Origin of the sequence: Paenibacillus solisilvae (assembly GCF_042656405.1) — a bacterium.
GTDB lineage: Bacteria > Bacillota > Bacilli > Paenibacillales > Paenibacillaceae > Paenibacillus_Z > Paenibacillus_Z solisilvae.
Genome location: NZ_JBHSOW010000041.1, coordinates 75,766 through 97,036, shown reverse-complemented (window position 1 = coordinate 97,036; position 21,271 = coordinate 75,766). Strand labels below are relative to the sequence as shown.

The window sequence follows — 21,271 nt, the reverse complement described above, 5'->3', positions numbered from 1 at the left end:
GATTGAATACCGGTGCGCGCTGGCAGCATAGCTTTTTTCTAATGTCTACTTGACAGGGGTATGACCAATGGGCCAAGCGGAATAGCTTTTTTTTGATATTTGAGCGCTTCTTTTCTGTCTCGCTCGTTACTCAAGACCTTTTTCTGTCTCGCTTATACTCGAGACTTTCTTTTCCGTCACGCTCGCTCGTATGTATCGTCTTATTGAGACATTTCTCTTTGCCTTTCTTTAAGCTGTTCCCACATGCCTTCATGCGAAGACAGCTTCTTGGTCCAGCGGGTGCTCCAGCAGGCCCTACTTCAGCATAGCGCCTAGTCTTGCAGATGCTTCAATGATCGCAGGCGCCTGCTCGCGCATTTTCTCAAGGGTTAGCCGATTGGCCGGTCCAGAGACCGACAAGGCAGCGACCAGCTTGCCTCCTCGCGTGAAGATCGGCGAGGACACGGCTGCTGCGCCCTGCTCACGCTCTTCAATGCTTGTGGCATACCCGAGCCTGCGTATCTCCTCCAGCTGCTCGCAGAACTGCTCTTTGTCGAAGGAATCCGGCCAAGTGATTACCCTGAGCAGCTCCTCCCGCTTCTGCACGTCCTCGAATGCGAGGAGAACCTTGCTGGATGCCCCGACATATAACGGCATTCTAGCCCCGACCGGAGCAACCCTCCGGACAGCTTGGCTGCTTTGGACCGCTTGAATGCGTATCCGTTCATCGCCGTCACGCAGATAGAGACTGATCGTCTCGCCCAGCATAGCCCCGAGCCGTTCCATCTCCGGTAAGCCGATGACGGCGGGATCGTCTGCGCCAGACATATTGGCCGACAATTCCCAGATCCGAAGGCCGAGTCTGTATCGGTCTGAGGCTGGATCACGCACAACAAATCCCCGCTCCTCCAGTGTTGCGAGCATGCGGTGCACCGTGCTCTTATGAAGGCCGACATTCTCGGCAATCTCGGTCATGGCCCATTCACTATTTGTCGTAAAACAAAGTAATATATCAAGCGCCCGTTCTACGGCACGAACCGTCGATTTGCCATCCTCCGACATATACGCTTCCCTCCTGAGAGCTTTGCGAAGCAAACTTGCTCTAAGCATGAGCTTTTTTTCATACACAGGTTTAGACCTGCAGCTGCTGTTTTCTTATATTCAATCGCCGCTAATAAGCGTCCGTTTTCATGTTTCATTGAATGAAACTTAGTTACACCTAGTATACCTTAATTTTCATACTGTGGTAAAGCTTCCATTCGATTACACGTATTATTTTACAGTCATATTACAGGACGTTAACAATATATCGACATGCATTGACAGGCTGTCGTTATCACCATACGATAGGAGTATAGAACCACTTGAAGCGCTTTCATATGATTCATAGAGGGGGACTTCACCATGAGCACAATGATGACACCCATTCCTGCCGGCGGATTCACGCCTGGCCTATTACCTTCCCCTAATCCTTCTCCGCTATCAACGGAGAGAATGATCCTTCTTGCCCGCCGCAAGCATATTGCGATTGCAATTTTATCTGCCTTTACCGCTATGATACTTGTTGCTGTGCTGGCTTTTCACGGTTATGCTGCCTGGGTAATCGCCCATCCTTATGTAGCGCCATTAACCTCTAATCCTAAGCTGGCTAAGAATCTGGACTATACAGATGTTACCTTTCCCAGCAAAAGCGGACGTACCAACGTTCACGGCTGGTATATTCCTTCCATCGCCGGAAATGGTGACGGTTCTGATCATGCAGCTCTTGCATCAGCCAAAGGTCAAGCAGGAGGTACCGCTGCTCTGACTGCGGCATCTTCCAGCCGCACAATCGTTTTCAGTCACGGGTATGGCGCGAACCGGGAAGAAACTTGGGTTCCTATGTACGATTTAGCTAATTTGCTCCATCGTCTGCATTATAATGTTTTTATGTTTGATTACGGGTACGCCTCTTCCGATGATCGCTCGCCCGCAACCGGCGGGATCGAAGAATCCCAGCAGCTGCTTGCTGCCGTTCAATATGCGCGTCAGCAAGGCGCCGATCAGGTTGTCGTCTGGGGTTTCTCTATGGGAGCCGGCACTGCACTGCAGGCTGCACTGCAAACGGACTCTACCGACAAAATCGATGCTTTGCTGCTCGACAGCTTATTTTTAACCAGCTCCGAATCCCTGTACGGCAACGTCAGTCAGTATTTGGATATTCCGCGATACCCTTCTATTCCGCTGATTGAGTGGATGCTGCAGTTTTTCACAGGAACTAATTTCAGCAAAATACCGACTAAACAGGTGTTATCGACAGCCTACGATATCCCTATGTATATTATGCACGGCACCGACGATGTCAAAGCTCCGCTTGAGACAGCCGAGCACATCGCTGCCGGACAGTCCAATCCGCTCTCGCGGGAATGGATTGTCAAAGGCGGCAAACATGAAATGCTGTTCCAAACCCGCTCGAAGGAATACATCACGCGTGCTGCCTTATTCTTAAGCCAAGTGGACGCTAATTTCAAAGCTGGCGCAGGTTTTGGTGTTTGACCTCCCGTGGTACTTCGTACCAAAGTCGTTCAAACACTCAAAACCTACGCTGCAGATTATGAGTGTTTGTTCGTGAGTCGCTCGAGATGCATCAACACATGTTTATGTAATTACGATCTAAAAAGGCACCCCTTAATGCCGCAAGCTGCGGTCATATAAGGAGTGCCCTTTTTTAAATACTTGTGAGGGAAGAAAATCATTCCTCCACCAGAAGGATGGCGCTTGGCCGATACCTCTGGTTAGTCTTTAATCAACGATAGAAATTCCGAACGCAGCGCTGAGCTTTTGCGGAATTCGCCTCTCACGGCTGAAGTAACGGTCTTGCTTCCATACTTCTTCACACCGCGCGCGCACATGCATAAATGCTCGCCATCCACGACGACCATAATGCCGTTAGGCCTCAATACTTCATCCATAATATCGGCAATTTGCGATGTAATCCGTTCCTGAACTTGAAGACGTCTTGTAATGGCATCGACGAGCCGGGCAAATTTGCTGAGACCGGCGATTTTACCGCTCGGAATATATCCAATATGGACCTTGCCAAAGAAAGGCGCCATATGATGTTCGCATTGACTGTAATAAACGATATCTTTTACAATAACCAGCTCCTCGTGCTGCTCATCGAATGTTACTCCGAGCACATCGCGCGGGTCTACATCATACCCTGCAAAAATCTCCTCATACATTCGCGTTACACGAGCTGGAGTTTCGAATAGCCCTTCGCGGTCTACGTTTTCTCCAATCAAGCTTAAAATCTCTTTAATATGATACTCAATCTGTTCACGGTTATTTGAAACGATCGAATTGACGTAATCTTTTTTACCCGCCATATTCATTCGTCCCCCTTCCTTACCTGAACAAGCAGCTTATCTGCGTCCGCCTGGTCGGTGATTTTTCATCATTTGCTGCGCTTTTTGCATTTGCTGGTTATTCATATTGTAGCCCATTTGTTTTGCCATTTTTTTCAGCATTTCTGGGTCGTTCTGCATTTTCTCAAGCTGTTTGCGCAAGTAGTACACACCTATAAAGAAACCGCCTACGGCTCCGACTATGAGTGCCACAATTGCAATAATGACTGTCCACATTGTTTCTCTCACCATACCTTATCTGTAATTATATAACCTCACATCGCAACCTATCATAGCATGTACACACCTGCAATCGCAAACAAAAGCGACCGGAAAATTAACCTCACACTTATTCAATAAACACCGTGTTTTCCTTGGCCCAATCAATCTCGCGGCTCTCAAAATAGAATCATCGTTTTCCCGCTCCGGCAGGCGATCAACAGGACGCCCCATGCGCTAAGATTAACTTCCCCAGCAAATGATCAGGCTCGGCTGCTTCGATATCGACGTATCACACGGGCGCACCTACTTTTTCTCTGATCATTCGCGCTGCTTTCGTTTGTCCACGATTACAACCTCATCCAGAGAACTCGCCACTGTCGCCGCCTCAGACTCCCTCAGGCTTGTCCAAGCTGCATGTATCGCCTCTAGAACAGTCTTGTCCTGTTCACGCGCTCGTGCCCGCTCAAGCGCCTCTAAAGCTGCAGTGCCGCCTATGCGTCCAAGCGACCATGCCGCTGTAGCCCGCAGCTCGAAACGCGGATCATTCATTAACACCTCTGTAAGCTCAGGGACCGCACTTGCTTCCTTAAAGTTCCCAAGTGCAATAACCGCGTTACGCTGAATCGGCTTTCGCCCCCGCCATGCCGATGAGGTTGAGCCGTATATTTCTTTGAACTCCCGATTACCGATCGTAAGCAGCGGAACAAGCAGCGGTTTGGCCTTCTCGTTATCAGGCTGGAGCTCAGGATGATGCGTCCAATTCTTCCCCTTGTTCTCGGGGCATACGACTTGGCACGTGTCACAGCCATATAAGCGATTGCCGATCTTCCGCATCAGCTCATCGGTTACAACGCCTTTCGTCTGCGTCACAAAAGAAATACACCGCTGTGCGTTCAACTGGCCCGGTCCGACAAGCGCATCGGTTGGGCAAGCATCAATACAAGCGGTGCATTCGCCGCAGCTCTCAGTGACCGGCTTATCCGGCGGCAGCGGCAAATTCGTGATCATCTCGCCAAGGTACACCCAAGAGCCCCATTCCGGTGTAATGATGGAGCAGTTGCTCCCGCTCCAACCGATCCCTGCACGCTCCGCTACGGCCCGGTCTGACAGCGCACCGGTATCCACCATACTTAATACCCGGCACGATGGCACCCGCTCTTTAAGCCATGCTTCAAGCCGCGACAGACGCTCACGCAGGACATTATGGTAATCATCCCCCCATGCAGAACGCGAGAGTATGCCGCGCCTTGCCCCGGGTTCCGATTTTGGCGGATCCTGGAGCTTAGAAGGATACGCAATTGCAATCGCGATAATCGACTGCGGATTATCGAACAGCAGCGCGGGCTCGGTTCGTTTATCCAGGTCAGACTCCTCGAAGCCGGATTCGTATCCGAGCTCACGATGCCTGACAAGGCGCTGTTTCAGCTCTGTGAAAGGCCCCGCCGATGCAATTCCTATTTTATCAATGCCAAGCCCGGCCGCCGCAGCTTTCATATCGGTCTTCAGCTTGTCCCATGTTGTTTGGCTGTCCACCCGGGACCTCCTCTTACAGCTATGTTCTACAAGCTGTTTAATTTAATAATGGGCCATAGGATAAAATCCGCACGGCCTCGAATCATATCTTTCGATACGGGCCCAAAAATACGGCTGTCCTTACTCGCGCGGGCATGACGGTTATCTCCCATTACAAAATAACGGTCGTCATCGAGCTTAAGCGGCCCGTAATCCAAATCTTCAATTTCCGTATCCGTATAGGACTCAACAACTAATTGTCCGTTCCGGTATAGCTGGCCTTGTCTAATTTCGATCGTATCACCCGGTATACCCACAACCCGTTTAACCAAATACTCCTTTTTGCCTACTCCCTCAGACGGATCTTTGAGGATGATGATATCACTTCTCTCCGGCGAGCCGCCGAACTTATACGTATATTTGTTAATGAAGAGCCATTCCTTCTCGTACAGGGTGGGTTCCATGGACTGCCCTTTTACCGTCGATAGGTTGAAAACAAAATAATGAAACAGCAGCACAACAATAACCGCAATACTAAGTGTCCTGGACCAATCCCACACCTCGGTAATCCAGGGAGGCTTATTGCTGCCTTGTTTGCCTGCTTTACCCGGTTTTTCTTTCGGAGGTTTTACTGCAGCCTGAGCATGTGATCGTTTACGAGGTCCGATCGTAGTCGGTTCTGTGTCATGAGAGGAGTCTGAATACAGGTTCATCAAAGCTACACCTCGCCTGTCTGTTTATGCCACATGTCATAATAAGCTGTAATGATTTCTTCATCAAATGGAGCCTGCCTCAGACTAATGCGGGCCAACAATGCTTCTAGGCCGTCCATCACCTTAAGAATCACTTCCTGTGAGTAGTGGTACACCGTCTTATGCAGCTCATATTCCTCTTGATCCACCACCTGCGGCTTGCCTCCGCTTAGAACAATAACATCGAGATCGTAATCAATATAAGTAAGGATTTCATTCTGAACAAATGGCGGGGATGCGATATTACAGTAATAACGCAGACCGGTATCCTCCAAGAGCCCGACCACATTAAACCATTGCCCGGGAATAAAGAAAGATACAGCCGGCACTCGACTGATCCACTGCTTGCCATCGGCTTCTTGTATGGGAGTCTGCTTGTTAATCAAAACATGCATCGACTCTGCGGCATGATCGGGATGCAGCAGGGCGGTTGGAACAAGCCAATTTTCCATCCACATCCGGTGCAGATGACCATCATGCTTGAAGCTTTTAATAACAGAAGGAAGGTAATGTTCCATATCGCTGCGGCTCCCATAGAAGTTCTTACTATAAGAAAAGCATATCTGACCGCCAAAATCAATGGCGATCCAGATATGCTTATCTCTTCGTGTTGCTTGATTGCAATTGAGTATGCAGCAGCTTGCTTAACCTGCTACGATGCTGAGCTTCTGAAATGAACGGAAGAAGTCGTTCGTTGCATAACCAAGCGATTCATAAAGGGAGAGAATCGGTTCGTTATGCTCGTCCGCCGTAATCATAATCTTCGTTACATTCCGCTGCTCGAATCGCGTCCGGAGCGATTCGATTAGCCTTTTTCCCAGTCCCTGACGCTGATAGTCGGGATGCACAGCTATACGGTAGTAGTATCCCTTGTTGTTATCGATCGTGCCGATAATCATCCCGGCAATTTCATCATCTATGGCTGCCACAAGCACCAATTCACTGTCCCATGACAGCTGACGGGCGAAGGCTTCCATCGTTAGCTCATAGCATTCCTCCGATAAAACAGTTTCTAACAGCTCGGTAACAGGCCGATAATCGGATAACTGAAAGGAACGAACGTTCATAACTCATACTCCTCTATGTGCAGGGTGAGAAAATCTTCGATCAATGAAGAATTTCCATGATGAACGACCGCATGCGTACATACGGTCCATAAAATCGCCGCTAGGATACGGACAAGCTAAATTTATAGGTAAAGTTAATAATACGACAAAAAAGATCGAATTCCTTCTAAAATCTTTAAAAAACCTTAAAAATATCACGAAATATCCGGAATGCTGTTGAAAGCGCTTCATATGAAGCGTTTTCATTGTCTTTATAGGTCTTTCCAGGTCTTTTCTCCCTTCCTTTGGGATTTCAGCAGGGGAATGATGATCAGAGGGCTGCTTCATAAAGATGGCAAAAAGCTCTGTATCGAATGATTCAGAGCTGCTATTCGAGCTAAATACTCTTGCTTACACCTTTACTGCTTGCATGGCTTGCATTCAGCTTATCCCACATTTTGCGGTGCATACTGAATCTCACCCGAAGGGGCTTTGGAAGAAGCTCGTAGCGTTTGCCAAGCTGAAAGCCAATCCATTTGGCCGCCATTTCAGCAATCAATCTCGGGATCCAATGCCAGGCACGCTGCTGATGCAAAGCTTGCAGTTGCGTCCGCAGCAGGCGGGAGCCTTCTTTGCCTACAGCTGTATACTCGCTAAGCCAGTCGCTATTGCGCATCGATACACCGTTATCGAAGAAGCGCCGGAACTGCTGGAGCAGCGAATAGTCATGCGAATGAATGACACGGGAATTTGCGGCATAAGCGATGGAATAGCCGCTTAGAATGCATTTTGCCGCGAGAAACATATCTTCATTGAAAATAACGGGCTCCGGGAACCGTCCAACTTCATAGAAGGTCTCTCGGCGAACGGCTGCGCACACATTGGAGCAGAAGAAGGTTTTAATACCGAGCCTCAGAATATCATTCTTATCCTTGATGATAGCTTGATCGGGATAATTAAATCCACGGGAAAGCTTCTCGAGAATGTTCTCCTGCGGCCTTGGCAGCTGCCTGGCATAGGTGCAGGAGATTTGCTCGTTATGAAAGGGACGAACCAGCTCCTCGAGCATCTGTTCATGATCCGGCATGGCATCCTGTGTCATGAAGACGAGGATGTCTCCCTTAGCCAGCCCTGCCGCGTAGTTGCGGGTTCCACCATGATCGAATTCACTCTGCAGTACGGTGAAGACGCGAGCTCCCATGCGCTGCGCCAGCGCTGCTGTTCCATCTGCCGAAGACGAGTCGACAATGATAATCTCATGCGGCAGCAGTGTCTGCCGCTGCAGGCTTGCCAGAAGCTCTTCAAAAACCGGGCCTGCATGATAAGTAGGAATAATAACCGAAACGCGGAACCCCTCGTGTACGAGGTCTGAATTAATAGGCATTTTTGTTAACAAAACCTTTCGTCACCGTTCTCACGATTATTTTCAGATCAAAGAAGAAGGTCCAGTTCTCGATGTAGAAAATATCATGCATGATCCGGTCATGTATGGAGGTGTCTCCACGAAGGCCATTTGTTTGCGCCCAGCCGGTTATACCAGGACGAATATGATGCTTGACCATATATTTCGGAATATCTTCTTTGAACTGTTCAACGAAGAACGGTCGCTCGGGACGCGGCCCCACAACGCTCATATGACCAGCCAATACATTAAAGAACTGCGGCAGCTCGTCAATGCTTGTCCTGCGAATAAAACTGCCAAGCCGTGTCCGGCGCGGGTCATTCTCGACAGTCCACAGTGTATCTGACGTGCCTGGGTTCGATACATGCATCGATCGGAATTTGTACATGTTAAAGTTACGGCGGTCCAGTCCCATCCTCTCTTGTTTAAACAAGGCAGGACCCGGTGACGTGATCTTAATGGCCACAAATACACCCAGCATAATCGGCGATGTAATCAAGATAACAAAGAATGAGAACACAATATCGAATGCCCGTTTGAGCAGCTTGTTGCTCAGCTCGTCGAGCGGAATATCTCTAACGTTAATTAGCGGAAGCCCGGCAAAATTGTCAAAGAACGGCCTGGCAGGCAGCATATCGAAGAAATCGGGAATAATGAGTGTTTTGACTCCGGCATGCTCGCATTGATTAATGATATAGGCGTATTTCTTGTGCGCCTTGAGCGGGAGCGCAATGATGACCTCATCAATGATGTTCTTCTTTAATTGTTCATCCAGATCGTCGATCGTACCAAGAATTTGCTTCATATGCTGATATTCCGGGTCATGCTCCGTTTGAAAATCATCCAGAAAGCCCATAACCTCGTAGCCGAGCTCCGGGTGCTGCGACAAGCTGTCATAGAAGCTGCGGCCAACGGATCCCGCCCCCAGAATGAGGACGTAACGTTTGTTAAAGCCCTTGCGGCGCAGACGAAACAAGAGAAGCTTAACGCTGTATCGGTAAGCAATCATTCCAACGACATTGACGGCAATGAAGATGGCTAGAAATTCACGCGAGATATGTACTTCCTTTGCAATGAACAGCATACTGAGCAGTCCAAGGAAGCTTAACCCGTGGACTTGGAAGATTTTGAGAATATCGTAGGAGAATTGTTTTCTTCGGCGCGGTGAATAAAATCCGATATAGAACCCCAGCAATATAGCGGCGAACGAATAGACCGTTCCCCAAAGCAGATAGGTCTTGAAGGGCACCGTATTATAATGCACAAGCCAGCCACTATAAAACTTCAGCCAGTATGAGGCCAGGAACATAAGCAACGTACACAGCAGATCTACCAGAACGTATATTTGAGTTAGAAACCGCTGGTTTTGTCTTATCATTGGTCTCTCATCCCTTACCTGATCTAGTATTCGATTTATTCTTCCTCTACTTACTTGTCGAATCTATACTTATTCTATCAAAAAAAGAAGAGGTAACCAACCTCATATTTGTTAGTCATTCCCTTTTCATTAACTTCACAGCAGTTATTGGCAGCCGGCGGTTAATCGGCTCATTACTTCTCATCCTTTAAATAGTGAATTAATGCTTCACGCCACGGACGCAGATCCTTCAATCCGTTTATACGAATTGCAGAATGATCCATGACGGAGAAGGCTGGTCTTGGTGCTGGCCGCGGGAAATCGGCTGTTGTGCATGGATCGAGCTGTATTGAAACCCCGCTTTCCTCGAAGATCGCTTGAGCGAAATCAAACCAGCTGCACACACCGCTATTGGAAGCATGATACACCCCATAATAATCGGTTTGGACAAGCTCCAATAGAAAGAGAGCAAGATCCAATGTGTACGTAGGCGAGCCGATCTGATCATGAACCACCTTCAGTTGATCCCGTTCTCCTGCCATTTTGAGCATCGTTTTCACGAAATTATTACCGTACTTCCCATATACCCACGAGGTTCGAACGATGTAATAACGGTCATGCAAGGTGCTTACAGCCTGCTCTCCAGCAAGCTTGGACTTTCCATATACCGTCTGGGGGTTCGTCTGGTCCATTTCGTTGTATGGAATCGCACCTTTACCGTCAAACACATAATCTGTACTTACATAGCAAAGCTTGGCGCCCACTTCTCTCGCTGCTACAGCTATATTACGCGTGCCCGCAGCATTAACGCGAAAAACCTCGTCCGGTTCGGACTCGGCCTTATCTACAGCAGTATATGCGGCGCAATGGATGACAATGTCTGGCTTGTAGACGGAAAGAACTTCTCGGCATTGCTCGAGATTCGTGATATCCAGCGCATCGCGGCCAAACCCTTGAATATCGAAGCCGGAAGCGGTTAGATTAACAAATTCCGCCCCAAGCTGTCCATTTGCTCCAGTAACGAGTACCTTCAGGTTAGCAATGGTCATGATTCGGTACCTAAACGTTCGCTATACTGGGTATTGTAATATTCTTGATAAGCTCCGGTTAGGATCTGCTCCATCCAATCCTTGCTGCTCAAGTACCAGCGGATGGTTTCTTTAATGCCATTCTCATAGTCATACTTAGGCTGCCAGCCAAGCTCCTGACGGATTTTGTCCGCATCAATGGCATAACGGCGGTCGTGGCCCAAGCGATCTGTCACGTAAGAGATAAGCGTCTCCGGTTTACCAAGTTCAGAGAGAATCGTTCTGACGACCTGGAGATTGTTTCTTTCATTGTTGCCGCCCACGTTGTACACCTCACCTGGACGTCCTTTGTGAAGGACAAGATCAATCGCACTGCAGTGGTCTTCAACATACAACCAGTCGCGAACATTCAATCCATCTCCATAGACCGGAAGCGATTTGTCATTAAGCGCATTCTGAATCATGAGCGGAATAAGCTTCTCCGGGAACTGATAAGGACCATAATTGTTGGAGCAGCGTGTGATGTTAATATTCATCCCGAATGTTTCGTGATACGCACGCACAAGCAGATCTGCTCCCGCTTTGCTTGCGGAGTAAGGACTGTTCGGCGCAAGCGGTGTTTCCTCCGTGAAAAGACCTGTCTCACCAAGCGTTCCGTATACTTCGTCCGTTGATACTTGCACGAACTTTGTTACCTTATATTGCTTTGCTAGATCCAGTAGAGTCTGTGTTCCCATAATATTCGTACGAACAAAAATCTCCGGGTGAAGAATACTGCGATCCACATGGGATTCAGCAGCAAAGTTAAGAACCGCGTCGATGGAACCGTCGGCGAATAATGGTTCCAGCGCAGCACGATCCGCAATGTCAGCTTTAATAAAGCTGTAATTTGGATGATTTTCTACGGAACGAAGATTTTCTAAATTCCCCGCATACGTCAGAGCATCTACATTCACAATATGATAATCCGGATGATTCTTTGCGATATAGAGAACAAAGTTGCTGCCGATAAAGCCGGCTCCACCTGTAATTAATAATTTCATCGTGTCAGTACTCACCCTTCATATTCAAAATTCATTTCGGCATCCGCAAGAACCGGATGTTTCGTATCTTTATCAGACAGAATCGGACTCGTTGCAGGCCAATCAATTGCCAGCGCTGGATCATTCCAAGCAATGCCGCGGTCATGTTCAGGTGAATATAAGGCATCAACCTTGTATTGAACCTCGCAGTCCGGAACAAGCGTGCAGAAGCCATGAGCAAAGCCCTGCGGTACGAGAAGCTGACGCTTATTCGCCGAGCTTAGAATGAATCCTTGCCATTGCCCGAATGTCGGAGACCCCTTACGAATATCAACAACTACGTCATATATGGCACCGGCAGTTACACGTACGAGCTTCGTTTGCGCCTTTGGATTCAGTTGATAATGAAGTCCGCGCAGTACCCCCGTTTCGACTGACAGGGAATGGTTGTCTTGGACAAAAGCATGCCCAATACCGTTCGCATGAAAAGTCGCCTCATTATAGCTTTCCAAAAAAAAGCCCCGGTGGTCACCGAAGACCGCCGGTTCAATCAGCTTTACACCAGGTAAATTCGTTTCTATTACTTTCATCTCTTAGCACCCACTATTCTTACAGTTTAAGCTTGCCAAATTCATCTCCAAATACTATCTCTTTTGCTAACTCGTTGGCTTTGGTAAGGGAAGCATGCGTACCTGCATCCGTCCACCAGCCTTGCAAAATATCGTAGGAAAGCTCATTACTTGCAATATATGCGTTATTCACATCGGTTATTTCCAGTTCACCGCGACCAGATGGTTTCAGCGTTTTTACAATCTCAAAAACTCGGCTATCATACATATATATTCCAGTTACCGCATAGCTGCTTTTAGGTTGCTGCGGTTTTTCTTCAATAGAGACGATTTTATTGCCATCCAGCTCAGCGACTCCGTAGCGCTGCGGATCATGAACCTCTTGGATGAGAATCTTGGCGCCACTACCTTGTTGACGAAAATTCTCAGCAAAGGTTGCAATACTATCAGCAAATACATTGTCACCGAGAATAACGATCATTTGGTCATCATTCACGAACTGCTCCGCCATACCAAGAGCTTGTGCAATACCGCCAGCTTCATCCTGTACTTTATAAGTGAAGGTTAAGCCGAATTCGCTGCCGCTACCCAGAAGGTTAACCACATCACCCATATGGTCTTTACCGGTGACAATAAGGATATCCTGAATATCTGCCTCTTTAAGCTTAGCGATTGAATGAAAGATCATTGGGTATTTGCCGACTGGGAGCAAGTGTTTGTTGGTTACTTTGGTAAGCGGGAAGAGGCGTGAGCCGGTACCGCCTGCTAGGATTATGCCTTTCATCTTATACCTCCTTATTTAAATTATTTATCTTCTTCAAAACTTCCACCTATATATCCCTTATCCATTAGGAAATCAATAATTTTCTTAACCGATTGAGCAGAAGTGGAGTGTTCGGTCTCAATTACTAAATTTGGGTTATCAGGTTCTTCGTAGGGCGCAGAAATTCCAGTAAAGTCAGGAATTATCCCTGCTCTGGCTTTTTTGTATAGACCTTTAGGATCTCTCCTTTCACATTCCTCAAGACTGCATTTTACAAAAATCTCTAAAAACTCATTTTCAGCAAATAGAGCACGCACCATGTCCCGGTCGGCTTGATAGGGTGAAATAAAAGCTGTTATTGTTACCAATCCAGAGTCTGCAAATAACTTTGCAACCTCCCCTACGCGTCGAATATTTTCTTTACGGTCTGTTTCAGAAAAACCCAAGTTTTTATTCAGACCTTGTCGAATATTATCGCCATCTAGAACATAAGAGCGAATGCGACGATCATATAATTCCTTTTCAAGTTCAATTGAAAGTGTGGATTTACCAGAAGCTGATAGCCCTGTTAGCCAAATAACGCAGCTTTTATGACTATTTAATTGATAGCGATCCTCTTTTATTATTTTTGTCGTTTGCCAGAATACATGATCGGACATTGTTTCCTCCTACTTCTTTCTACCTTTTCTGTATCTATAATAGATTGTCCCTATAAGAACGAAAACGAACAGAAGAATCAGCATTGGATAATTAAAAGCTTTCTGAAAAGATTTGCTTCCCAATTCAATTGTCGTTCCATCCTTCATTTCTGCAATTATTTTTATAGTATGAGTTCCCTTATAAACTTTAGTTATATCTAAATTATATTCAAACCCGCTATCGCGAGGCAGATTCGGAATTGTCTTCACTTGATCGTCTTGAAGCATTGTACCCATATGAGCATTCTCTACAAAATGATCATCAAGCCATACTTGAATAGATTTAACCGCAGCTTTACCATCTATCCACCCGTTAACATGAAGATCATTTCCTTTTACAGTAGAGAAATCTTCTTTAGGGGATGTAATCTCACTTCTCGGAGGCTCTGGCTTAAAAATATGTTTCTTAGCAAGAATCGTCGACTCGTCAGAAGTTGACACTGCTTCGACACTAATCGTGTGTGTACCAGGCTTTAGGTCAGATAGATCCAATTCCATCCGATAACCGCTGTTTTTAGCTTCATTTACCGCAGGATAGACTTTCGCGACATCTTCACGCTTTAAACCATAATCAGCTTCCCCGCGTAACTTATCGTCCAAATAAATACGAATTTGCTTAATCCCTTTTGTATGAATTGCCCATCCAATGACTGACAATTGATTAGAAGTAATTTTCAATTGGTCTTCCAGTTCGAGATTACCTTGAAATGATTTATTGTTCGCCCAAACCGCTGACTGGATACTGAGGAACATGAGGATAGCTACAAGTAAAAACTTTATGCATCTCAACCTCTTTACCCCCAAACCGTATTATTTATCTTTTATTCTTGGTGTTAGCATCATGACACCTATGTATGCGATGTTTCTCATCCATCCATATTTGTACAATCGGTATCTAACAATCGTCCAGACTCTAATCATTTTATTTGAGGTTAATAATTCACTGAGCTTCTTGAGAGTCCTTCGTTCTTCATCGCCTAGGCGCTCTTCAAATTGATTGAGGAAAGCATGGGCTTGCGTTATTATTCGTTTGTTTGAAGCTATTGAATCCTGAAGTTTGAATAATCGAGATGCAAAGTAGTTAAGTTTATATGCTTTTGCTCCAACTTCGTTATTACCATGCTGACGATATTTTATTGTAGGTTCATTAACTACTCTAATTTCTCCGAATGCAGCTGCAACCAATGCAATCCACCAGTCATGCATGATAGCCTTCGGGTTTATTGGAATTGCAAGGTTTTTCAAATTCGCATTAAGCATCATCGTACACCCGGTTGCATGGTTCTGAATTAGAAATTCATTAAGCAATACGGCATTTGGATTTAATTTTTGATATGCCCACATAGATTCACTAATTATCCCCATGGTTTGATTCACAATTTGCAAATCAGTATGCACAAGTATTGGACAATTAGGTGTCTCCTTTTCTGCTTCATGCATAATAGCCAGAGTTTGTTCTATTTTTTTCGGCAACCAAATGTCATCCTGATCGCAAAACATGATATATTGAGCCTCTATTGTATTTAGTAATAAACCGAAACTTTGAGATGCACCTAGATTCCCATTAGAACGTAGAAGATTAATTTTTTCCGGGAACCTTGATAGGTATTCCTTTACCAAAGTTACAGACCCATCTGTGGAACCATCGTCTCGAACCCACAACTTCCATTTCGTATAGGTTTGAGCCAAAATCGATTCTAATTGCTCCTTCAAATGGGCCGCACCATTATATGTCGATAAAAGAATCACAACTTCTGTTTCAGGCACGAGAATATGATTTGTATAATCTTTCATAGGCATACGCTTCCTGCTCAATGGTTGGAATCATCAGCGTTTTAATATTTTCTTTAAAACGATTGATTGCTTCTGGATGGTGAAGAAACTTTTCAATTGCCGCTTTCAAATCATTCGCATTGCCAATTTCAAAGGTATAGCCGTTAAAATCATCTTTAATTTTCTCCGACATACCACCCACATTTGATACGATTAGTGGAACATTTGATGCTAATGCTTCATGAAGTACCAGCGGATAATTTTCATACCATACCGAAGGAACTATAGCTACATCAGCCATATTATAGATTTCACTTACATCATTTTCTGTGTATACACCTTTAAATTCGATCCGTTCATCTTTTTCAACCATAGCGGTGAGCATGTTCATGTAAACTTTATCTTGTCCGGAACCATAAATCATAAGTTTAATGCGGTTAGATTCAATTTTAGAAAATGCCTCAACAATTAAGTGAACTCCCTTATGAGGCGTTAAAGAACCCCCATAGAAGAAAGTGAGCGGCTGACCTTCCGAGTAATGCTTGCGGTTCTTACTTATTTTGCTATAACTCATCCCATGATTGAGTACTTCAACATGAATCCCTTCTATTGCTTTATTCATCATTGAAGCAACGAACTGGGAGGGAGCATACACTCCCTGTGCGGCCGATAGCAATTCATATGCTATTTGATGCCGATTTTCTTCGATAGAAACTTCTTTGCAATGCATTTTACATGCAGCACCTTCTCTGGATCCCTCGCATAAATTACGGTCTGTTTGCAGTAATATGCATTTAGGACAATTAAGAAAGAAGTCAGTAAGCGTCATTAAATAAGGAATACTTAATCTCTGTGCCGCTTTGATGAACTCTGCGACTCTCATGGAGTGGGCTGCATGAAGTAAATCCGGCTTTTCTTTCTGGAGAATATGTTCACTAAATGAAACGACATCCTTATTAGACAGCTCATAATGGATAGACGAAGGGATCTCCTTATGCCGAAATGCGATTACAGGAATTCCTTGGTAAACATAATTTCTATAAACGATATTGCCGTATTCAAGATCGAATTCATGAATAGGCTGGAAGCTATACGTAATGACCTTTACTTTCATTTGGTTTCTTTGAGACATCTTCGCCATATTAAGCACGAATTTCTCAGTACCTGTGTAGTGCTCCGGATAAAACTGATGTACGAGGTAAATAATTTTCATGTTTAAACCCCTTTTGTCAGTTCATTATGAATGACAGATAATCGCTCTTTGTTTGCTTCACTGCCGACATAACAATGAGATAAATGAGTTCCTAACTGAATGGCATAGCCTTTCATTAAGGTCCATTTAAATTCATTTAAAAGTTCCTCATCAAGTATCTCATAAGTCAGTTTCATATATTCAAAAACGACTTCTACGAACCCTTTCAGTGCATGAAGCAAACTTCCATCACCGTTGTACATCGGTCGGTACGATAGATCCAAATAACCTTCAAACAATTTCTCGACAAATTGATGTGTCTTATCGTCGACATAGTCACATTTATCAAGTCTTAACAGATAGTCATATGGACGAAGGATCGCACTATCTAACTCTGAATATGTCAGCATGCTTAACTTTTCAATACTATTTGAATGTTTGATGTCAGCTAGTGTGCTGTTTATTAAATGGGTTAGAACCGAATACGTATAAACTAAATCTCTTTCTAAATTGTCCGAATATAACTTAGGAACCGCATAATCATCAAAAAATTGATGCATAAACAGGTTATCGACGAAACCTCGTTTGAGGTGATAGTAAGGTAGTCTCTTGTGTGAATGTATAACTTTGGTCTGTCCGAGCAGCCCGATCTTATATCCATCCCGAATGAGACGTAATCCCAAATCAAGATCTTCTGCGTAATCAAAGCGATATTTGTAGTTCATAAATATGTCTTTTTTAATGAGACATGTAACATCCGATAATTGTGCATTAAATCTCAAGCTATGGTAATCATTTGAATCAGGCATTTCCATAATACGGTCATTGTCAATGACCCCCAAAAATCTATAATGTGACCAACAAATTACCCTATAAAATAAATCCACATCTTCTCTCGAAGACTCTGCACAAGAAACTGCAGCAAAATCATTCTTTTCGCTTGCAGCATAAAGTTCAAATAACCAATAGTCAGAAGTCGGTAGAGCATCTTGAGTCATAATGAGTAAATAATCGTCAGAAGCGGCTGTTTCCGCCCCTAAATTTCTTGCATAGGAGTGAGAAAAATCCTCTGGCTTAATACGGACAAGAGTAACATTGTATTCCTTAGCCAAATCCAAGGTCATATCGGTGCTGCCGGAATCAACAATTACGATTTCAACTTGTTTGAATCCTTTTTGCCGAGACAGCATTGCCAACAACAGTTCAAATTCCTGCCCTGCATTTATAGTCGGGATTACAACAGATACACTGATTTGGGATGATGCAGTAAAATCATATTCCCATGTTTTCGTTTCCTTAGCCCTATTTAACGCAAGTGTTGGAACAACTACTTTTCCAGTTGTTACAGCAGTTGGAAAGACCCTCGCTTTTATCTTCCTGAGAGTTGCAGGAACACCGTATTGATTCACGTGACGAAGCAGCTTCCTGCTATAGGGCCGAAAATTCACGATAACTTTGGAAGCCTTTCGCTGCGGACTGCCAACAGGCATCACTGATTCTCTTAATTTGTAATATTTTTTGAGAAAACTCCATCCATTTGATTGATAAATACCATTTAATTCGTAATTTATTAAATTATAATCGTGTTGAATATCCGCAATTCGCGTTTTGAATTGTATCTGCTCCACATCTTTTTGGTGAATCTGTTCCTCTAGGAGTCTATTTTGCTCTTTTAAAGCGTGCGTAATAGCAATTTCTTTATCTAGTCTTAGCTGCACTGCTTCGTTCTGAGCTATCGTATCCGATGCTGAGATTAACTGAACATTTAGTTCTGAAATCTCTCTTTCTTTCTCAACCAATAATGCTTCACTTTTTTTGAATTTATTTTCGAATTCTGTTATTTGCTGTTTTAATTCAATTAATTGAATATTTAATTCTGAAGCAGTATATTCAATCCCATGAATGTGATTGGAAACGGAGTCGACTATTTCCTGTGTAAGTGGGTAGTGATCCATTCTAATTGTTAACTTACTTGGAAATTCATTTTCATTGAATTGTTGAACATAAATATAAGGGTCTGTGCTAGTTGTGATGCCCTGAAAAGAACTTGCATTAGAAAAGCGGATTAGATTCTGGCCATTTAATACATCCTGGAATCCATTATGCTTCGACCAGAATCCTATGACCTGCGGATGTTCTTCTTGGGTTACGAGTTGAATTGATTCTATATGAATGGCAGCTGGTACATTCGTCATGTCAATGCGAAGTGGCGCGATAATTCCCCCGGGAAGGGATAATGATTGAACGGCATTAGATTTTTCCAAATCAATATAACCTATTACCGAGCGCTCCTCAGCATAGTCTTGATCGGGTGCCTCCAAGTAAAACACTTGTATCAACGCTTTCTTGCCCGCATGTGCCCACATACGTCTTTGCAATATGAACTCATGATACATTTTCTCAATGCTTTTATTAGTAGAATGATCTGCTCGCAGCTCTGAATAGCTAATCGTAATTTTGAATAACTCTCGAACCATTTCAGAGTAGTTCTCATTACTGATAAACTCAGCAACAGAAGTTTTACTGTGTCTTAGAGAAGGTTTTAGAAAACTTTTCAGTTTTTCATCAAGTTGAATTCTATCGAACTCTAATTGAAAAGAATCTTTAAATCTATCAATATAAAGATCAGGTTGATCTAAAAAGCTGTCATATCCAACGATTACCCGATTCTCGTCTTGTGTCCAATACAAAGAATTAATGGTGTAAAACGTCCATAGCGCAAGTGATTTTTCCAGTGAATACCCATTACGTTTAGCTAATGAAGCGACTACATCCATCGGATTTCTAACCGTAATAACATAATTCGCTTCAATTTTGAGTTCATTAAATATTTCTTTCCACATGGGAAGCAGTATTGAAGTTCTAGGGTCTTTAAAAACCCATAGCTTATGGTTAGAAAATTTTTTTTTAATTATTTCTTTTATTTCTTCCTTTAAGAGAGCAATACTCGGTAAGGTCCACCAATTCTCCGGATAAATATTCACAGCATCCCAACAAGAATTCAACTCTCCCAGCACGCGGTCATTTATGGCCACAAACTCTTGGAACTCCCAAAAACCTTCAGGATTATCATCCAAAGGAGGAACCAGGTCTTCGGGCTTTCCTATATAGGCTCCCATATAGTTTATTGCACGTGTGATGGCTGAAGTTCCGCTCCTATGCATACCTAATACGCATATGACTTTTGACTGCGCAATATTCTGCATTTAATTCACTCCTTTATCAACAATGCTGGTGCATTCAGGTGAAATTTCAAAATCTACGATTGCAGTCATTAATGCATCTTCAGACGGCATTATTTTAAACGCCAAAAAATCCACTTTACGATCCATATATATTTCACTGTCACCGTCTATCCCAAGTACTCCGGCATTCAAAAAATAAACACCCGTTGTCAGCCTAGGAACAAAAGTAAATTCTACTTTATACCGTTCATTATTATCAATAAAGGGCACACCGCCTCCAAACGAAGCCGATTGCGCCCCACCGAGCTCCAAACCACTTGCTGTTTTGATTAGCATTGCAAACCGCACATTCGTACTAATCCTAGAAAATTTCACGTAGTAGCGGTAAACATATTTTTGACCTGCAATTAGAATATTTACACGTTTTCCCGCCATTGTAGTAATTTCCGGGTCATATAATTCTGCACCCCTAGGCTCATAATGAACCGAGTCTTTCGGTATTAAGTTCGGATCGTACATGGATTCACTTTTATTGGTTCTAGAATCTTCTATAAAGTTGTCGCTAATAGCCAATGTCGTTTTTACTTCTGGCAATTGTTTTGTACTCCTGATTTCTTCTTTTAATTCTTGAATTTTATCTGCCGGCGCAAAAACAAGCTTTTGATATAAATTCACTACTCTTTTACTAGGACCAATTATCAGCTGCTCACCTGAATCTAATAGAATTGCACGATCGCATAATTCAACAATTGCAGCGCCAGAATGAGATACAAAAAGAATTGTACCTCCCTGTTTTTTGAATTCCTCAATTTTCAAAAAGCATTTTCTTTGGAAGAGTTCATCCCCGACAGCAAGCGCTTCATCTACAATTAATATTTCTTTTGGAACGACTACCTGAACAGCGAAAGCAAGCCTAAGGGCCATTCCGCTAGAGTAGGTTTTCACAGGTCTATCAATAAATTCGCCGATTTCAGCAAATTGAACAATTTCTAGAAACAACTCATCAATTTGACTAATCGATAAACCAAGTATTGAACCGTTCATATAAATATTTTCTCTGCCTGTAAACTCTGGGTTAAAACCGCTGCCCAATTCGAGTAACGCCGCTACCCGGCCGTTCACCGTAATATTTCCTTCTGAAGCATTCAGAGTTCCTGCGATCATTTGTAAAAGTGTACTTTTACCTGAGCCGTTCCTCCCAATAATGCCAACTGTTTCTCCCTTGAAGATATCAAAGCTTACATCCTTAACAGCCCAGAACTCCTTATAATAGTTCTTGTGACCTCTCATTAAACTTTGCTTTAGCCGATCCTGCGGTTGCTTATAAATTTCAAAGCATTTACTTACATTAACAACTGAAATACTTATCTCTTTACTCACTGTTC

At 44.1% G+C, this 21,271-nt stretch carries 20 protein-coding genes; 1 reads left to right on the top strand and 19 read right to left on the bottom strand.

Annotated features, from left to right (window positions below):
* Nucleotides 1-294: 294 nt before the first annotated feature.
* Nucleotides 295-1,041, bottom strand: coding sequence for an IclR family transcriptional regulator (locus ACFPYJ_RS11965; RefSeq protein WP_379188369.1), 747 nt, complete (start codon nt 1,039-1,041; stop codon nt 295-297).
* Nucleotides 1,042-1,383: 342 nt separating this feature from the next.
* Here ACFPYJ_RS11965 and ACFPYJ_RS11960 point away from each other — a divergent pair, with 342 nt between their 5' ends.
* Entirely contained in the window at nt 1,384-2,514 is a 1,131-nt protein-coding gene (locus tag ACFPYJ_RS11960) for an alpha/beta hydrolase (protein WP_379188368.1), read from the top strand.
* A 239-nt stretch (nt 2,515-2,753) separates the two neighbouring features.
* Here ACFPYJ_RS11960 and folE read toward each other — a convergent pair whose 3' ends face one another.
* From folE to ACFPYJ_RS11870, 18 genes are all read right to left on the bottom strand, one after another.
* Nucleotides 2,754-3,347: a GTP cyclohydrolase I FolE gene (gene folE, locus ACFPYJ_RS11955; RefSeq protein WP_379188367.1), complete on the bottom strand. Its 594-nt coding sequence runs from the start codon at nt 3,345-3,347 to the stop codon at nt 2,754-2,756.
* A 36-nt stretch (nt 3,348-3,383) separates the two neighbouring features.
* Entirely contained in the window at nt 3,384-3,602 is a 219-nt protein-coding gene (locus tag ACFPYJ_RS11950) for a YneF family protein (RefSeq protein ID WP_379188366.1), read from the bottom strand.
* 303 nt (nt 3,603-3,905) lie between these two features.
* The gene (queG, locus tag ACFPYJ_RS11945; RefSeq protein WP_379188374.1) at nt 3,906-5,081 is read right to left on the bottom strand and encodes a tRNA epoxyqueuosine(34) reductase QueG; all 1,176 of its coding nucleotides are present in this window, start codon (nt 5,079-5,081) and stop codon (nt 3,906-3,908) included.
* A 65-nt stretch (nt 5,082-5,146) separates the two neighbouring features.
* Complete coding sequence (gene lepB / locus ACFPYJ_RS11940) at nt 5,147-5,812, bottom strand: signal peptidase I (protein WP_379188365.1); 666 nt, start codon at nt 5,810-5,812, stop codon at nt 5,147-5,149.
* A 5-nt stretch (nt 5,813-5,817) separates the two neighbouring features.
* A complete protein-coding gene (locus tag ACFPYJ_RS11935) occupies nt 5,818-6,369 on the bottom strand; it encodes a DUF402 domain-containing protein (RefSeq protein WP_379188364.1) in 552 nt (183 codons plus the stop codon).
* Nucleotides 6,370-6,495: 126 nt separating this feature from the next.
* Entirely contained in the window at nt 6,496-6,918 is a 423-nt protein-coding gene (locus ACFPYJ_RS11930) for a GNAT family N-acetyltransferase (RefSeq protein ID WP_379188363.1), read from the bottom strand.
* Between the two features lie 376 nt (nt 6,919-7,294).
* Nucleotides 7,295-8,281, bottom strand: coding sequence for a glycosyltransferase family 2 protein (locus ACFPYJ_RS11925; RefSeq protein WP_379188362.1), 987 nt, complete (start codon nt 8,279-8,281; stop codon nt 7,295-7,297).
* On the bottom strand, nt 8,271-9,677 hold the full coding sequence (locus tag ACFPYJ_RS11920; protein WP_379188361.1) for an undecaprenyl-phosphate glucose phosphotransferase: 1,407 nt from the start codon (nt 9,675-9,677) through the stop codon (nt 8,271-8,273). The genes ACFPYJ_RS11925 and ACFPYJ_RS11920 overlap by 11 nt, the downstream gene beginning before the upstream one ends.
* A gap of 173 nt (nt 9,678-9,850) precedes the next feature.
* Complete coding sequence (rfbD, locus tag ACFPYJ_RS11915) at nt 9,851-10,690, bottom strand: dTDP-4-dehydrorhamnose reductase (RefSeq protein WP_379188373.1); 840 nt, start codon at nt 10,688-10,690, stop codon at nt 9,851-9,853.
* Between the two features lie 11 nt (nt 10,691-10,701).
* A complete protein-coding gene (gene rfbB / locus ACFPYJ_RS11910; protein ID WP_379188360.1) occupies nt 10,702-11,727 on the bottom strand; it encodes a dTDP-glucose 4,6-dehydratase in 1,026 nt (341 codons plus the stop codon).
* Between the two features lie 11 nt (nt 11,728-11,738).
* Nucleotides 11,739-12,296 (bottom strand): dTDP-4-dehydrorhamnose 3,5-epimerase, encoded by a 558-nt coding sequence (gene rfbC / locus ACFPYJ_RS11905; protein WP_379188358.1) that lies wholly within the window; start codon nt 12,294-12,296, stop codon nt 11,739-11,741.
* A 19-nt stretch (nt 12,297-12,315) separates the two neighbouring features.
* Nucleotides 12,316-13,059 carry a sugar phosphate nucleotidyltransferase gene (locus tag ACFPYJ_RS11900; RefSeq protein WP_379188357.1) on the bottom strand — a complete coding sequence of 248 codons (744 nt, stop codon included), beginning with the start codon at nt 13,057-13,059 and terminating at the stop codon, nt 12,316-12,318.
* A gap of 20 nt (nt 13,060-13,079) precedes the next feature.
* On the bottom strand, nt 13,080-13,697 hold the full coding sequence (gene cysC, locus ACFPYJ_RS11895) for an adenylyl-sulfate kinase (protein WP_379188355.1): 618 nt from the start codon (nt 13,695-13,697) through the stop codon (nt 13,080-13,082).
* Between the two features lie 9 nt (nt 13,698-13,706).
* Nucleotides 13,707-14,525 (bottom strand): hypothetical protein, encoded by an 819-nt coding sequence (locus tag ACFPYJ_RS11890; RefSeq protein WP_379188354.1) that lies wholly within the window; start codon nt 14,523-14,525, stop codon nt 13,707-13,709.
* 21 nt (nt 14,526-14,546) lie between these two features.
* On the bottom strand, nt 14,547-15,530 hold the full coding sequence (locus ACFPYJ_RS11885) for a glycosyltransferase family 2 protein (RefSeq protein ID WP_379188353.1): 984 nt from the start codon (nt 15,528-15,530) through the stop codon (nt 14,547-14,549).
* The gene (locus ACFPYJ_RS11880) at nt 15,496-16,722 is read right to left on the bottom strand and encodes a glycosyltransferase (RefSeq protein WP_379188352.1); all 1,227 of its coding nucleotides are present in this window, start codon (nt 16,720-16,722) and stop codon (nt 15,496-15,498) included. Before ACFPYJ_RS11880 ends, ACFPYJ_RS11885 begins: the two co-directional genes overlap by 35 nt.
* A gap of 2 nt (nt 16,723-16,724) precedes the next feature.
* Nucleotides 16,725-19,907, bottom strand: a complete 3,183-nt coding sequence (locus ACFPYJ_RS11875; RefSeq protein ID WP_379188351.1) for a glycosyltransferase — start codon at nt 19,905-19,907, stop codon at nt 16,725-16,727.
* The gene (locus ACFPYJ_RS11870; RefSeq protein WP_379188350.1) at nt 19,908-21,266 is read right to left on the bottom strand and encodes an ABC transporter ATP-binding protein; all 1,359 of its coding nucleotides are present in this window, start codon (nt 21,264-21,266) and stop codon (nt 19,908-19,910) included.
* Nucleotides 21,267-21,271: the final 5 nt, after the last annotated feature.

What these genes read in the sequence shown, in the direction of transcription:
- ACFPYJ_RS11965 (WP_379188369.1), bottom strand. Translation starts at nt 1,041, where the DNA reads ATGTCGGAGGATGGCAAATCGACGGTTCGTGCCGTAGAACGGGCGCTT.
- ACFPYJ_RS11960 (WP_379188368.1), top strand. Translation starts at nt 1,384, where the DNA reads ATGAGCACAATGATGACACCCATTCCTGCCGGCGGATTCACGCCTGGC.
- folE (WP_379188367.1), bottom strand. Translation starts at nt 3,347, where the DNA reads ATGGCGGGTAAAAAAGATTACGTCAATTCGATCGTTTCAAATAACCGT.
- ACFPYJ_RS11950 (WP_379188366.1), bottom strand. Translation starts at nt 3,602, where the DNA reads ATGTGGACAGTCATTATTGCAATTGTGGCACTCATAGTCGGAGCCGTA.
- queG (WP_379188374.1), bottom strand. Translation starts at nt 5,081, where the DNA reads ATGAAAGCTGCGGCGGCCGGGCTTGGCATTGATAAAATAGGAATTGCA.
- lepB (WP_379188365.1), bottom strand. Translation starts at nt 5,812, where the DNA reads ATGAACCTGTATTCAGACTCCTCTCATGACACAGAACCGACTACGATC.
- ACFPYJ_RS11935 (WP_379188364.1), bottom strand. Translation starts at nt 6,369, where the DNA reads ATGGAACATTACCTTCCTTCTGTTATTAAAAGCTTCAAGCATGATGGT.
- ACFPYJ_RS11930 (WP_379188363.1), bottom strand. Translation starts at nt 6,918, where the DNA reads ATGAACGTTCGTTCCTTTCAGTTATCCGATTATCGGCCTGTTACCGAG.
- ACFPYJ_RS11925 (WP_379188362.1), bottom strand. Translation starts at nt 8,281, where the DNA reads ATGCCTATTAATTCAGACCTCGTACACGAGGGGTTCCGCGTTTCGGTT.
- ACFPYJ_RS11920 (WP_379188361.1), bottom strand. Translation starts at nt 9,677, where the DNA reads ATGATAAGACAAAACCAGCGGTTTCTAACTCAAATATACGTTCTGGTA.
- rfbB (WP_379188360.1), bottom strand. Translation starts at nt 11,727, where the DNA reads ATGAAATTATTAATTACAGGTGGAGCCGGCTTTATCGGCAGCAACTTT.
- rfbC (WP_379188358.1), bottom strand. Translation starts at nt 12,296, where the DNA reads ATGAAAGTAATAGAAACGAATTTACCTGGTGTAAAGCTGATTGAACCG.
- ACFPYJ_RS11900 (WP_379188357.1), bottom strand. Translation starts at nt 13,059, where the DNA reads ATGAAAGGCATAATCCTAGCAGGCGGTACCGGCTCACGCCTCTTCCCG.
- cysC (WP_379188355.1), bottom strand. Translation starts at nt 13,697, where the DNA reads ATGTCCGATCATGTATTCTGGCAAACGACAAAAATAATAAAAGAGGAT.
- ACFPYJ_RS11885 (WP_379188353.1), bottom strand. Translation starts at nt 15,530, where the DNA reads ATGAAAGATTATACAAATCATATTCTCGTGCCTGAAACAGAAGTTGTG.
- ACFPYJ_RS11880 (WP_379188352.1), bottom strand. Translation starts at nt 16,722, where the DNA reads ATGAAAATTATTTACCTCGTACATCAGTTTTATCCGGAGCACTACACA.
- ACFPYJ_RS11875 (WP_379188351.1), bottom strand. Translation starts at nt 19,907, where the DNA reads ATGCAGAATATTGCGCAGTCAAAAGTCATATGCGTATTAGGTATGCAT.